Raw genomic sequence first — 14,020 nt, 5'->3', positions numbered from 1 at the left:
ATTTTGTCGCCGATTATATTGAAAGTGCAAAAATAAAGCGGATTAACAGGCCATCTATCTCCTTCCAACGGGAAACTGATAGCCTCCAAGCTAACTCGAACAAAAGTGAATATCATTTTTATCAATGTCTAACTTATAATAAAGTACAAACTCTATGAACAAAAAGCAAATCAGTTTGCTAAAACTGTGCTTTTCCGTGGTATTGTGTGTCGCTACTTCGACTGTAGGTGCTGATAACACGACATCAGCTTCTACCGTCAAGTCGACGCAGCAAGCGAACGACAAGCAGGTTAGCGGTACGGTTCTTGACGAGACAGGCGAACCTGTAATTGGCGCGACCGTAACTGTCAAGGGTACTAGTTTAGCAACAGTTACCGACATCGACGGTAACTTCTCTTTCAGGGTTCCGGCAGGAAGCACACTCGTTGTGTCTTATGTCGGTTATTCTTCAAAAGAGGTGGCTGCGACAGGGACAGGCCTCAAGGTACAACTCTCCCAGGACGAAGAAGTCCTGAATGAAGTGGTGGTTACAGCCCTCGGTATTAAGAAAGAAGCAAAAGCCCTTTCTTACAATGTACAGCAACTCAACAGCTCGGATGTTACGACCGTGAAAGACGCGAACTTCATGAATTCACTCGCAGGCAAGGTTGCCGGTGTTGAAATCAACTCAAGTTCTGCCGGTGTCGGCGGTGGCGTCAAGGTTGTGATGCGCGGTGCCAAGTCTCTGAGCCACGACAACAACGCCCTCTATGTAATCGACGGAATTCCATTGCCCTCGCTTTCCGCAGCCCAGCCCACTGACTACTTCTCTGGCATGGGGCAATCTGGCGACGGCGCATCCATGATTAATGCCGACGACATAGAGAGCATCTCCGTATTGTCAGGTGCTGCCGCATCTGCCCTCTACGGTATGGACGCCGCCAACGGTGTCATCATGATTACCACCAAGAAAGGTCTTGTGGGCAAGCCCCGCCTGACCTACTCTAACAACACCTCTTTCTATACACCGTTCCAGTATCCTGAGTTCCAGAACACCTATGGCACTTCTACCACAGGAAGCATGTTCAGCTGGGGTGCCAAGCTTGCTGAAGCAAGCAGCTATGACCCGATGGATTTCTTCCGTACAGGCCTGAATGAGTCCAACTCCCTGACTTTCTCCGTAGGATCTGAAAGAAACCAGACTTTCGTGTCTGCTGCTTACAACGACGCACAGGGCATCGTGGAGCACAACGGCGTGAAGCGCTACAACCTCGCTATCCGCAACTCTACAGACTTCCTGAACGACAAGATGCACTTGGACTTGAGTGCCATGTATAGTAATGTGCGCGAGCAGAACATGATCTCTTCCGGGCAGTACTTCAACCCGGTGGTTCCTGTATATCTCTTCCCGGCCGGTGAGGATATCCGAAAGTTCTATGCCTATGAGCAGTTCAACCAGAGCCGTGGTTTCAAGACCATGTACTGGCCTTACGGCAACCAAGGACTGGCCATGCAAAATCCCTACTGGATCGTCAATCGCGACGACTTCATCAACCATAAGGATCGGTTCATCCTCTCTGCAGGCCTGACTTACAAGTTTGCCAAGGGTTTCAGCCTTGCTGCCCGTGCAATGATGGATAAGACCAACGCCACGGCAGAGAAGAAATACAGCGCAGGTGGCGATACATTCTTCGCTGGCCAGTATGGCGCATACTATATCGGTCAAGAAGACACCCGGCAGCTCTATGCCGACGCCATCCTGAATATGGACAAATACTTCGGCGACTTCTCTGTAAACGCTAACCTGGGTACTTCCATCAAAGATGTGAACTACAACTATACCTATGTAGGAGGACAGTTGAACACCATGGCTTCCAATGCCAACACGGATTATGCACACGGATTTGTACTGAACAATGTGAACCGCAAGGGCATCACCGATGACTGGTTCAACCAGATTCCCAACCAGCATCATCAGGTACAGAGCATCTTCGCTACTGCCCAGGTGGGTTGGAAGAGCATGATTTATCTGGATGCTACTGCCCGTAACGACTGGGACTCCTATCTGGGTAACACCCGTTTCAAAAACAAAGGGTTCTTCTATCCTTCAATAGGCCTGAGCTTCATCCTCACAGATATGTTCCCACAATTGAAGAGCACGGCTGTCTCATTCATTAAGCTCCGGGGTTCTTACTCTGAGGTGGGACATGCTCCTGTGGCTTTTGCCCCAGGTGGAACATACGAATACAAGAACGGGTCTATCGCTACTTCTTCACAGATGGCCAATCCAGAGTTGGAGCCTGAGCGTACCAAGTCATGGGAGGCTGGTTTGGAGACCCACTTCTGGGGTAACAAACTGAATCTGAATGTAAGTGTGTATAAGACCAACACCACCAACCAGTACTTCACTCCCTCTCTGTCAGCTGCTTCTGGTTACACCTCGGTGGCTATCAACGGCGGCCTCGTGGAAAACAAGGGTATTGAGGCAAGCCTGACATTGAATCAGCCGCTCGGTCCAGTAAAGTGGTCTTCCACAATTAACTATACCCTGAACCGCAACAAGATCAAGCAGCTGCTGCGGCCTACCACTCTGAATGGACAGACTGTATCACTCGATGCTCTGGATGTATTGAACCTTGGATCTGTCAAGGTACGCCTCACAGAGGGCGGCTCCATCGGCGACCTCTATGTTACTACCTTGCAGACGGATGAGCACGGATTCATCAAGGTGGACTACACCTCGCGCCAGATTGCCGGTATTGACGCGGGCCACTATGAGTATGCAGGCAATACAGCTGCCAAGTACAACCTTTCCTGGCGCAACAACTTCAGCTATAAAGGGGTGAACGTCGGCATATTGCTGACAGGTCGCTTCGGCGGCCGCGTTGTCAGCCTTACCCAAGGGTACATGGATGCTTACGGCGTGTCAAAGGCTACTGCTGATGCCCGTGATCTGGGCGGTGCGCTCGTGAACGGTGCCCGCATCCCGGCTCAGAACTTCTATCAGACCGTAGGACCTTCTGTAGGTTCTTGGTATGTATACAAGGCAACCAATGTTCGTTTGGCTGAGCTTTCACTCGGTTACGATGTTCCAATCCACAAGTATGTAAACTGGATTCAGGGCTTGAATGTATCTCTCGTAGGCCGTAACTTGATTATGTTCTACAACAAGGCTCCTTTCGATCCCGAGTTGTCTGCAAGTACAGGCACCTTCTATTCCGGTATCGACTACTTCATGCAGCCAAGTCTCCGCAACCTCGGTTTCTCAGTAAAAGTTGACTTCTAATTAGATAAAGCGATATGAAATCATATAAATTAAGAAATATATTCAGCGGTATCACTGCCGTGGCTCTCACAATGGGCTTCACGGCATGTACTGGCAATTTCGACAAATGGAACCTCGATCCAGCAGGCGCTACAGAGGCTCAGCGCCAGGTAGACAACCAGGCTGTAGGCTCTCCATTCTCAACCATGGAATATGGTGTGATGCCTGTAGGTAACAATCGCGGTGGTTCGTTCCAGATTGTAGACATCCTGCCTGGCGGCCAGTTTGGTGGTTACTTTGCCAACCTGAAACCTGCTTACGGCGTGGGTGCTACTCATTATTCTCACTATATATTGCCTGACGGATGGGTGGATGAGGCATATAATTTTGCTTACCAGGATGTAATGCAGAACTGGAATACCATTAAGAAGGAAAGCGAAAAGGAAGGTGGCGACAGGAATGCCCTTGCACTGGCTACATTGGTAAAGGTGCTCGGCATGAGCCGTCTGACAGATATGTATGGGCCAATCCCTTACTCCCAGTTCGGTTCGGGCTCTACTTATGTGGCTTACGATTCTCAGGAGGATGTATATAAGTCATTCTTCACAGAGTTGGACGAGGCTATCAACATACTGCAGGAGTTCCACAATCAGGATGCATCTGCCAAGTTGCTCGCCAACTTTGATAATGTATACGGTGGCGATGTGGCTCGTTGGCTGAAGTTTGCCAACACACTTCGCCTGCGTTTGGCTCTCCGCATTTCCTACGCTAATGAGACCCTCGCCAAGGAGGAGGCTCAAAAGTCTATCAATGCTGCCGACAACTTCATGACTCAGAAAGAAGACGCGGCCAAGATTGGTGTGTCTACTGGTAAGAACCCGTTCTTCGAAGTAACTTCTGACTGGCAAGACCTGCACATGGGTGCTTCTATCGACAGTTACATGAACGGCTATAAGGATCCTCGCATCTCCACTTACTTCACAGCCCGTAATGGCGGTTGCCATGGTGTACGCCTTGGCTTGACCAACATCAACCAAGCTCCTTACATCAATACCACTTCTCCAGCTATCTTCGGCGAGCAGGACCCAGTACTGTGGATGAGTGCTGCCGAGGGCTACTTCCTCCGTGCTGAGGCTAAGGTGCGTTGGAACCTCGGCCCTGAGAGTGCTCAGAGTCTCTATGAGAACGGTATCCGTCTCTCATTTGCTGAGCATAGTGCTTCTGGTGCAGACGCTTACATCAACGATGCCAGCTCTAAGCCTGCCGACTTCGTTGACGCAAGTGGAAATTCTAACGACTGCTCTGCCCGCGGTACCATCACTATTAAGTGGAACGATGGCGCAAGTACGGAGGAGAAGCTCGAGCGTATCATCACTCAGAAGTGGATTGCCATCTATCCTGATGGTCAGGAGGCCTGGAGTGAGTTCCGCCGTACGGGTTATCCTAAGCTCTTCCCGACGATGAGCGACCAGAGCGGACTGGGCCTTCAGAACCTACAGATTCGTCGCCTGCGCTTCCCGACCTCAGAGTATCAGAACAATGCTGACAACATGCCGGGGGCAATATCTCTGCTCGGTGGTGCAGACAACGCTAAGACTCAGCTCTGGTGGGACAAGAAAAGTCATTAATTCCTAAAATTGAAAGACTGATATGAAATTTTTAAGATATATATTACCAATATTATTCATCAGTGCTTGTATCGCTTCTTGTGATACAGAAGATGAAGCAGTAGTAATACAGGACCCCACTACTTACGATCCGATGTATTACCAGAATCTGCGCGACTATAAGAAGAGCGACCACAGCATTGCCTGGGGTTGGTTCTCCGACTATACCCAGAGACTCTCTCCGGCTACTCGCTTCACAGGTCTGCCAGATAGTATGGACATCGTTTCACTATGGGGTGGCATTCCTACTCTGGACTCCACTCTCGTGGATGCTCACTATCTTCCAGAGGTAGAGCCTGAGATGCGATTCGTCCAGAAGGAAAAAGGCACGAAGTTTGTGGCCGTAACCATCGTTCGCATCCGTGGCTTCGCTGATTTCTATGATTCAATCTGGGTGGCTAAGAACGATCCTCAGGAAGCAATGCGTGAGTTTGGCGGCTATCTGCTTGCACAGGTGTTCGAGAACAACCTCGACGGTCTCGACCTCGACTATGAGCCGGAGGGAGACCCATTGAGCGGTAGCAACTTCGACTACTTCGTAGAGTTCCTCGGTAAGTTTGTAGGTCCTATGGCCAACGATTCCAATACCTTTGATGCAAAGCTCGCCCGCACTCGCTGGGTAACCAAGAAGACTACTGAAGGCAAGGACACTCTCGTGAAGGAGTCTTACTGGGAGACTAAGACCATCAAGGGAGATCCCACCAAGTTGCTCTGTATCGACTATTTCAGTGCTGCCCCAAGTGCTGCTACCCTCCCATACACGAACTGGTATGTAAACCAGACCTACGGTGGCAGTGCTGGTCGTACACCATTTGGCGGCTGTCCAACAGAGAAAGTGGTCTATACCGAGAATGTGGGAGACAACTGGCAATCCGCCGAGTGCGGCCAGTTGCTGAACTATGCCCGTTACCAACCCTCTAAGGGACGCAAAGGCGGATTCGGCGCATTCTTCATGCACCGCGACTACACCAACTCTGGTTATGGCGTAAACAACTACGCCAATATGCGCCACGGCATTCAGATTCAGAATCCTGCTATGCATGTGAAGAAATAACATTCAATCTTAGTTTTAAAAGGAAAAAGATAATGAATAAACTGAAATATATCGTTCTTGGCCTGATGGCCGTGGCCATGGCATCCTGCGAAATGAAGGGCAATGCCGACTACGATGATGTGGTATACATCTCAGGAACAATGGAAAAGAATACCATCCGTAAGGGTTTCGAGGGCAACGACAGTGTTGACCTCACCCTTTCATGCACAGGTATCGTGAATGCCCCTGTGAATGCAACTTTCGAGGCGGCTCCCGAGCTGCTGGATGCTTATAACGCAACCAACAACTCTGACTATGTAGCACCTCCTGCCGATGCTTACAGCATTGCGAATCCTAATGTAACCATCCAGCCAGGCCAGCATGTTTCTTCTCTGGCTAAGTTAATGATTGCAGATCCTACCAAGTTTGAAGAGGGCAAGAGCTATTGCTTACCCATCCGCGTAAAGAGCGACGGCAACTTGCTCGAGGCCGGTTCGGTGGCTTACATCGTATTCGTGCCCATCATTACCGTAGATGTTGCCGACATCAATGGTAAGGCCTTCCTCGTACCAGGCTTCCGTAACAACGAGAAGCTGGGGCACCTCTCCCAGTTGACTATGGAGTGTAAGGTGTATGTAAACGACTTCCAACACAGCAACCCATACATCTCTTCTCTGATGGGATGCGAGGAGAACTTCCTGCTGCGTTTCGGTGATGTTTCCTGTGATCCTGACCAATTACAGTTGGCAGGTGGTAAGACAGGCGCACCACGCTGGGATCAGCCCGATAAGGGTAAAGCCCACGCTACAACTTTCCAGACTCACTTCCCAACAGGCAAATGGTGCCACTTCGCCTGCGTATACAACGGCTCTAATATCCACATGTATCTCGACGGAGTTGAGATGGACGGAAGTCCTGTCGAGGCTACGGGCGATATCTCACTCGTCTGGAGTTATGACTATGGCACATCTTATGGCGACAACAACGGCCCGTTCGCCATCGGCTACTCTGCCGGCGGGCGTTATCTGAACGGCCGTGTCAGCGAGTTCCGCGTATGGAATGTGGCTCGTACCCCGGCACAGTTGCTCAATAACATCTGCTATGTAGATCCCAAGTCAGAGGGCTTGATAGCCTACTGGCGCTTCCAAGGTCCGGACGATATGATTCAGGCTACTGACATAGACGGTCAGACCAAAACCTTTGTCCGCGACTGGACAGGGCATGGCTACAATGCCCTGCCACGCTCAGGTGCTCCTTCATGGATTCCCAACCACAAGTGTCCATACTAAAATTCAAAACTATAATCATCAATTTTGAATACAATGAAACTAAAGAATATATTATTGCTTAGCGGGGCACTGTTCTTCGGGACAGCAGCCCTCACGGGCTGTAGCGATGACGATGACACATACGATGTATATGGTAGCGACTATAACATCGTATTCTTCGACACCAATACCTCTACGGTAAATACGAAAACCATCTACAACACTCCTATCGGTATATTCGGCACCGTTGATGGAGCCTTCAATGTTAAGGCTCAGTATAACACGGATGCCACCATCATGGTCGGGGCGGAAGTAGACACAACGCTGGTCGGCACCTATAATGTGGCAAACAAGGCTTCTTTCAAGTCGTTACCTGCACAGGCGCTAAGTGCCATTCAAATCTCTCAAGTAGTCATTAAACCCGGTACCAACGCTGCCGACACGACTCTGAATGTTACTCTTCCCAAGGAAGCCTGTACCTATCTCACGGAGGAAGCCTATCTGGTGCCCGTCCGCTTGAAAATCCTAAACGACGACAAGGGAACATCCTCCTATAAAGCCGGTATTGACGATACCTATAGCGTGGCCTATATTGTCCTCAACAATGCAGCCAAAGACTTCATAAAGGTTTCCAGCGAACCGACCCAGACCGTAAGTATAGCCAACACACCGGCAGGCGTATTCGGTAACATTGCGGCTTCTTATGACTTCAGCATGTATGCCAACGACAACTCTGAGGTTTCCATCCGTGGAGAATTCGACAACAGTCTCATAACAGCCTACAACACAGAGAGCGGCAAAGCCTATGCTGAAGTACCTGCTAATATTCTCAGCCAGTTAAAGATCTCTGCTGGAAAGATTGATGCCGGGCAGACCTCCTCCGACACTCCACTCACGGTGTCTGACCCTAACAATGCTTCGCACGCTCTTCCTGTAGGAGAATATGTGATTCCTGTCAGGCTCACAGCATCCTATTCCGGTGGACAGACCTCACCGATGAGCAATGTGTATATCGTGGTCAAGGTTAACGAGACGCTGATCAACGACAACGCAACGGCCGTATCAGGCTCTGCCATCTCTAACTCGGCATGGATGGCTCTGTCAGCTTCCGGAGCCGGTCTTACCGTTGATGGATTCAACACCTTCAAGAGCCAAGGCTACTGGCCGTTCTCTGTCAAGGAGTCTGCTGCTGAGTTTGTCATCGACCTCGGTGCCGTTCACCAAATCACAGGATTCAACCTTGACAGTATGGTTGGCGATGGCTTTACTGTTGAATTCAGTGGAGACAACTCCAATTGGACATCTATTGGAAACACCAGTGAGCATACTCCCGTAAATATCGGTAGCGGTTGGTCTTCAAATTATGTATTCGTATTTTATGGTGCAATAAGCACACGCTATGTGAGAGTGAAAGCCAAACTGAATACGGACAGTTACTACTGGAACTATTTGAGCTATAGCTGGGGTAAAAGATATGCATCTATCAGCTCCATCAATTTCTATGAATAGGAATTCGTCTTATTCATCATAAACCGAGCGCCCGTCCTCAAAGGGCGGGCGCTCTTCTTCAAACTAACGAGACAACAAGATGAAACGATATTTGCTCTTTCTCTTTTCCGTCCTACAGCTTACAACCATATCCGCACAGGACGGCACCGGGCAGCCCGTTTTCCTGAAAGAGTTCCAGCCGAACGAGCATGCCCACGACTTCGGCCGTATCTACGAGAAGGACGGCAAGGTGAGCACGGTCTTCACCTTCACGAATACGGGCAGGCAGGTGGTGGCTATCAGCGATGTCAACACCTGGTGCGGCTGCATCGTGCCGGCCTTTACGAAGAAAGGCGTGCGGCCGGGTGAGACTGCCCACATTAAAGTGGAGTTCGACCCCGACCACAAGTCGGGCAACTTCGTCAAGCAGGTAGTAGTCCTTCTCAATAATGGAAAGAACTATCAGCGCGTATGGGTCAAGGCCAATATAGTGCCCATGCCCCATCCCGTAACAGAGGACCACCCTTACTACTATGGGCAGGGCCTCTACATGAGTCAGCAGATATTGCCGTTTCCCGACCTCAGTCCGGGGCAAAGCCATGCCTATGAGCTCAAGCTGGCCAACGATACCGACAAGCCGATGACCATAGAGTTTAGGCGCAGGCCCAACAACACGGTGCTCAAGATGCCGGAGAAAATCACCCTGAAGGCCAGGGAGCGCACTTCCATCCGCGTCAGCTACCGATACTTTCGCAAGCACACGGTTACACGATCCATCATGGTCATCCCCGTCGTAAACGGCAAGGAGGGCAAGCCGCTCAAGGTGAAATGGAATGCGGGAGACAACAAGTTCCGACTCCTGAATTAAGGCCGGAACCACCCAGAAACAACAATCTAACCGATGGAAAAGCCCGGGCTGCTCCATCGGTTGTTTTTATCCGCATGCCCATTCACGGCAAACGGAAAAGTAAAACAACTTATTTTAGCTGACAAAATCGGCGAGATTGTCGCACAAAATCGCCGAAATCATCCGACGAAATCGCCGATTTTGTCAGACAGAAGACGGCTCCCTACTCTATCACGAAGTAGGGCTTGTCGGCATCGCCGTATTCTCCGCGATATTCAAAGCCCTCAAACTGAAACTCCCTGAGAGCCTCCGGCTTCTCCAGCCGGCGGGTTATCGCATAGCGTGCCATGGCTCCCCGGCAGGTTTTGGCATACACCACGACCGTCTTCAGGCCGTCGGCCTTGCGAACCATGAACTGCGGCTGCACCACGCGCACGCTCTCTTCCACTCGCTTCCAGTCGAAGAGATGCTGGAATTCCTCTGTCGCCAGATGCAGCAGGATGCCGTCGTCGGCCTGCACGGCATCGATGAGGAAGTCGGTCAGCCGCGGTTTCCAGAATCCGAACAGATCCTTGCCCTGCGCCCACGGCAGCCGCACCTTGCCCTCCATGCGGTAAGGGTGGATGGCGTCGAGAGGGCGCAGAAGGCCGTACAGGAAAGAGGCTATCCAGAGGTGATTCTGTGCAAAGAGGAAGTCGTCGGGAGTGAAGCTGTCGGCCTTCAGATACTTATAGGCCTGCCCATAGTAGGCCAGGACGGCCGGGAGCAGCTCTTCCTCATTGAAGAAATTCATGTAGCGCGCCTTGTTCTGTGCGGCTATCCTGGCATTGCAATGCAGCAGCCGTGAGATTTCTTCCTTACTAAGCCCGCATATGTCGAGGGCGAAGTGCCGCGCCTCGTCCTGAAACTTAGGGACTGACGAGAAAGGAGCTGCCGCCCGGGCTGCATCGTTCATCGTCTTTGCACACGCCAGCAGTATCTGCATCTATCCGAGAATCTGCTCAGCGTGTTCCTTCACCTTGATGTCCTTCGGCCCCAGAATGCGCTCGATGACGCCTTGCTCGTTGGCAATGAAAGTGGTGCGGAAGGTGCCCATCGTGGTCCGCCCGTACATCTTCTTCTCGCCGTAGACTCCAAGCTCCGTAACGAGCCGCTTCTCCGTGTCGGCTATCAGCGGGAACGGCAGCTGGTATTTCTCGATGAATTTCTTGTGCGACTTCTCGTCCTGTACGCTTGCCCCTACGACCGCATAGCCCTTGGCGAGGAAGCTCTCGTAGTTGTCGCGCAGGTTGCAGGCCTCGTTCGTGCATCCCGGAGTCGAGTCCTTGGGGTAAATGTAGAGCACGAGCTTGCGGCCCGCAAAGTCGCTCAACCTAATCTCATTACCGTCCTGATCCCTGCCGAGGATTTCCGGCAGCCTGTCTCCCACTTGTTTCATATTCTGTCTGTTTTGGTATTTATTATCTCCCGACAAAGATAAGGGATTTTTTTCAAACCGCCATGGCGCGGCCTCAATATTTGAAAAAAGGAGGATCTTAGCCGCCCGGTGCAGGATTTCTTTCAGCGCGGCTTGTTTAGGGGGAATATCTTTGCCTTGACATACAGGTGCTCTTTGCTGCAAATGAAATATCCCCGGCGGGTGCTAATAGACAATGTGTCAGGCTTCGACGCTGGGGAAGCGTCGCCGTTTTTGAGAATCACTTCCTCTTTCTCAAAATCCAAAGACGCGGTTTGTGGCTGGCAGTTGGCGAAGCAGGCATAGGTAAGGTAGAGGCGGCGGGTGGCATAATGGAAGAACAAGTATTGGCATCCGTCGGCTGCGGCGTTGTAAAAACCATATACACCCACCCTCCCTGCCGACTCCAGAATGCAGTCTTCCAGGAAGTCAAGCGAGCTCCCGTCCCCGCAAGCCACCTCAAACAACACGCATCTTTCCGCCCCTTGGGGCAGAATGAGCCGGCTTCTGCAACCGGTATCGGTCTCCTGCGTCGCTATGCGCAGACTGTCGTGCACAGGGTGATCTATGGTAAGACCCCTGCCGCCTGAGCACCCGCACATGGCCAACAGACCCGCGGCTATCAAGAGGGTCCATATTCTCATATTGTAAACATCTTAGTTGGTCTGATATTTTTGTTGGCTGCAGTCCTTGCCCGGATTAGTCGGCATTCGCTTTCCGAGCACCCGAAACGCTATGGTACGATATTGTTTTCGGCGTCCATCCTTAAGTTGCCCCGAAAGGCCTCGTCGCCGTTCTTGTCGTACAAGATAAGCAGGCAAGTGCCTTGGGGGTCAGGGTCGCCAGGGCGGTTTGGGGAGACAAACCCGATTTCAGCGTCGCAGAAGTCCAGCTCATACGACGACCATCCGCCGGGGTCTTCATCGTGGTCGATGAAGTAAGCGGTGCAACGCGTCTTCTTATAGAATCTTATCGAAGATATACAGCGCCCCTTGCCACCCTTACGCACCTCCATGTTCCGCTGGTTATAATAGTCCGCCATTTGGCGTTTCAGCACTTCCATACTGTCTGGAGGGTTGGATACCAGCACATCGAAGTAGTACCGTCCGTTTTTCGTTGTCGTCATGCGCTTCAACTCTTCAAACTCCGTCTTACGGTTGCATGCCGCCAGTAGCGAGATCAGGAGAAGGCATGAGAGCGTTATGAGTAGCCTGCTTGTCTTGTGGAACATATCTATTTATTATGAAAGAGTTTGTCTGTAAGTGCAATATTACGAATAATATTTCAGAAGGCTCTCGGTTTGGTATAAAAACTTTTATAATTGATATTTTCCCATCCTGCCACCTATGGACAGCACGGCAACCAGCATCCGCGAACAAAAAAGCGAAACCCGTTGCGGAATTCGCAATTTTTATTTATCTTTGCCGAGAGCATCCACGACTATCCGTGATGCCAATAATGAAAACATGCATATGAGAAATGCTATGATACTGTTGCTGATTTTGCAATATTCAATTTGTGTACATTCCCAGGAAACTTGTGTTCCTAAGACAGAACTTAACATGCAGTTGAAATCCCTCTTGGAAGAAGACACATTAGCTTACGAACATTTTTTAATGATCAAAAGGATTATTTGCCGAGATAATTATAAAGATATTGATGAATTAAGAAGAGGAGAGAACAAGCAATTTACAACACAAAACGCCAATAGCCTATGTGATAAGCTGCGCGAGAAAGGATATTTGTTCTTCGTTGTTATTGATAAGAACAAACTGTTTGACATATTAGGGAAAAACTGCTATCAAGAGATGATAAGCTGCAGAAACAATCTTTCTGATGATTATTTATTGCTTGACGACAGAAACCTTATTAGTGAAGCTGTCAGTTGCCCAAGTAGTTATAACAGACAAATATATCTTGACATAATTTCTGATTATAGCAACTATTACTCTTGTTTTGATTATTGGAAGACAGGGAATAATAATGAAAGAATTATTGAACATGTTTTGAAGAAGTATCCATACATTAAACACATGTGGTATAAGCAAACTCCCATAGAGGATGTTGTGTTGCCAGGCTCAAATTGATTTATCTACGAGGAAGCATTAGAGCTTTCAACAACTCCCTTTCCACTGTGAAATAATCATGAACTATTTATATAAATACGATAAAATGTATCCACTTCTAAACATTTCCATTACATCCCTAAATGAAGATAATTTAGAAGAAAATTAAAAGAGTACAGAATAGATATCAATAACAGCTTACAAGATAAAGAAATCGATGTTAAATAATTGCAATCCTTGGTAACCAGTTCAATTTACACTACCTGATAATAGAGCCGTACGACTTCATCTCTTTATAACTCATGAATCGTGCATTGTTGGATAATCGGATCATTTCCCGTCTAAATCCACTTTATACACTTGACCATGCACAGTCCCTTGTCCCAATGGAGTGTATAGGTGTCAAACTCTATATATATCCCACTTCTCAAATCAAACGCTAATGCTCTTCCTCTGTAATACTAAATGCTATAGATATCAATATCACCAATCTTTTACTCTATTCGCGAATTTATAGTCTGTAACCGTAAATTCAAGTATTCCCGGCTCTATACCATCAGGATATTTCTTGTAAGTCTCCACTAAGTCGACCTTTTCTTTGATGCGGACCTCCATGGTTCTTATCGTGTCATTTTTGGAAACCAAAGCGGGATAAGTTTCATAAAAAACAATATATGAAATAAACATTCGTCCGTGATTTCTGCGATCCCACGGGCTTGTCCCTCTCAAAAGGATGTGATCATAAGACATTCCCATACCTTTTAGTTCACTACATAGGTCCATTACCATAAAGTCCCCATTTTCAAGAAGTTCCTTCTTTCTGTCCAGTAGTTCTTTGTAGTTCTGAGGTGTCCAATTGGTTTGTGTCCTTTTAGATGAGTCCCCATTCATATTCGATAGGGGCAGATTAGAACTCTCTCCTGCAGCCGGCAGGGCAAAAACCTCGTAAAA

Annotated in this window: 12 protein-coding genes; 7 read left to right on the top strand and 5 right to left on the bottom strand. The window is 49.2% G+C overall.

Features of this window, described 5'->3' with window-relative positions; all coding sequences use genetic code 11:
* Positions 1-154 precede the first annotated feature (154 nt).
* From BM114_RS04015 to BM114_RS03990, 6 genes are all read left to right on the top strand, one after another.
* Positions 155-3,265 carry a SusC/RagA family TonB-linked outer membrane protein gene (locus tag BM114_RS04015; RefSeq protein ID WP_092110657.1) on the top strand — a complete coding sequence of 1,037 codons (3,111 nt, stop codon included), beginning with the start codon at positions 155-157 and terminating at the stop codon, positions 3,263-3,265.
* A 14-nt stretch (positions 3,266-3,279) separates the two neighbouring features.
* A complete protein-coding gene (locus BM114_RS04010) occupies positions 3,280-4,872 on the top strand; it encodes a RagB/SusD family nutrient uptake outer membrane protein (protein WP_092110656.1) in 1,593 nt (530 codons plus the stop codon).
* Positions 4,873-4,894: 22 nt separating this feature from the next.
* The gene (locus BM114_RS04005) at positions 4,895-5,965 is read left to right on the top strand and encodes a glycoside hydrolase family 18 (protein ID WP_092110655.1); all 1,071 of its coding nucleotides are present in this window, start codon (positions 4,895-4,897) and stop codon (positions 5,963-5,965) included.
* Positions 5,966-5,997: 32 nt separating this feature from the next.
* The gene (locus BM114_RS04000; protein ID WP_092110653.1) at positions 5,998-7,233 is read left to right on the top strand and encodes a DUF1735 and LamG domain-containing protein; all 1,236 of its coding nucleotides are present in this window, start codon (positions 5,998-6,000) and stop codon (positions 7,231-7,233) included.
* 33 nt (positions 7,234-7,266) lie between these two features.
* A complete protein-coding gene (locus BM114_RS03995) occupies positions 7,267-8,721 on the top strand; it encodes a BT_3987 domain-containing protein (protein WP_092110651.1) in 1,455 nt (484 codons plus the stop codon).
* 79 nt (positions 8,722-8,800) lie between these two features.
* Entirely contained in the window at positions 8,801-9,568 is a 768-nt protein-coding gene (locus tag BM114_RS03990) for a DUF1573 domain-containing protein (RefSeq protein ID WP_092110649.1), read from the top strand.
* A gap of 202 nt (positions 9,569-9,770) precedes the next feature.
* Here the strand turns inward: BM114_RS03990 and BM114_RS03985 are convergent, their stop codons facing one another.
* The 4 genes from BM114_RS03985 to BM114_RS03970 all read right to left on the bottom strand — a co-directional run bounded on the left by BM114_RS03985 (position 9,771) and on the right by BM114_RS03970 (position 12,234).
* Positions 9,771-10,532, bottom strand: a complete 762-nt coding sequence (locus BM114_RS03985) for a YaaA family protein (protein WP_092110647.1) — start codon at positions 10,530-10,532, stop codon at positions 9,771-9,773.
* Positions 10,533-10,985, bottom strand: coding sequence for a peroxiredoxin (locus tag BM114_RS03980; protein ID WP_092110645.1), 453 nt, complete (start codon positions 10,983-10,985; stop codon positions 10,533-10,535).
* Positions 10,986-11,107: 122 nt separating this feature from the next.
* Positions 11,108-11,647: a hypothetical protein gene (locus tag BM114_RS03975; protein ID WP_143089244.1), complete on the bottom strand. Its 540-nt coding sequence runs from the start codon at positions 11,645-11,647 to the stop codon at positions 11,108-11,110.
* Between the two features lie 89 nt (positions 11,648-11,736).
* Positions 11,737-12,234 (bottom strand): hypothetical protein, encoded by a 498-nt coding sequence (locus BM114_RS03970; RefSeq protein ID WP_092110642.1) that lies wholly within the window; start codon positions 12,232-12,234, stop codon positions 11,737-11,739.
* 115 nt (positions 12,235-12,349) lie between these two features.
* Here BM114_RS03970 and BM114_RS03965 point away from each other — a divergent pair, with 115 nt between their 5' ends.
* Positions 12,350-13,090, top strand: a complete 741-nt coding sequence (locus tag BM114_RS03965; RefSeq protein ID WP_255406417.1) for a hypothetical protein — start codon at positions 12,350-12,352, stop codon at positions 13,088-13,090.
* Positions 13,091-13,552: 462 nt separating this feature from the next.
* Here the strand turns inward: BM114_RS03965 and BM114_RS14285 are convergent.
* The coding region (locus BM114_RS14285; protein WP_177207040.1) for a hypothetical protein at positions 13,553-14,020 on the bottom strand (468 nt) is incomplete at its 5' end.

Origin of the sequence: Prevotella sp. KH2C16, from assembly GCF_900113305.1 — a bacterium.
Lineage (GTDB): Bacteria > Bacteroidota > Bacteroidia > Bacteroidales > Bacteroidaceae > Prevotella.
Note: the sequence above shows the minus strand (reverse complement) of the source record. Positions and strands in the feature narration are given on the sequence as shown.

Excerpts from the sequence above, each read along its gene's own strand:
- BM114_RS04015 (WP_092110657.1), top strand. The coding sequence starts at position 155 with ATGAACAAAAAGCAAATCAGTTTGCTAAAACTGTGCTTTTCCGTGGTA.
- BM114_RS04010 (WP_092110656.1), top strand. The coding sequence starts at position 3,280 with ATGAAATCATATAAATTAAGAAATATATTCAGCGGTATCACTGCCGTG.
- BM114_RS04005 (WP_092110655.1), top strand. The coding sequence starts at position 4,895 with ATGAAATTTTTAAGATATATATTACCAATATTATTCATCAGTGCTTGT.
- BM114_RS04000 (WP_092110653.1), top strand. The coding sequence starts at position 5,998 with ATGAATAAACTGAAATATATCGTTCTTGGCCTGATGGCCGTGGCCATG.
- BM114_RS03995 (WP_092110651.1), top strand. The coding sequence starts at position 7,267 with ATGAAACTAAAGAATATATTATTGCTTAGCGGGGCACTGTTCTTCGGG.
- BM114_RS03990 (WP_092110649.1), top strand. The coding sequence starts at position 8,801 with ATGAAACGATATTTGCTCTTTCTCTTTTCCGTCCTACAGCTTACAACC.
- BM114_RS03985 (WP_092110647.1), bottom strand. The coding sequence starts at position 10,532 with ATGCAGATACTGCTGGCGTGTGCAAAGACGATGAACGATGCAGCCCGG.
- BM114_RS03980 (WP_092110645.1), bottom strand. The coding sequence starts at position 10,985 with ATGAAACAAGTGGGAGACAGGCTGCCGGAAATCCTCGGCAGGGATCAG.
- BM114_RS03975 (WP_143089244.1), bottom strand. The coding sequence starts at position 11,647 with ATGAGAATATGGACCCTCTTGATAGCCGCGGGTCTGTTGGCCATGTGC.
- BM114_RS03970 (WP_092110642.1), bottom strand. The coding sequence starts at position 12,234 with ATGTTCCACAAGACAAGCAGGCTACTCATAACGCTCTCATGCCTTCTC.
- BM114_RS03965 (WP_255406417.1), top strand. The coding sequence starts at position 12,350 with ATGGACAGCACGGCAACCAGCATCCGCGAACAAAAAAGCGAAACCCGT.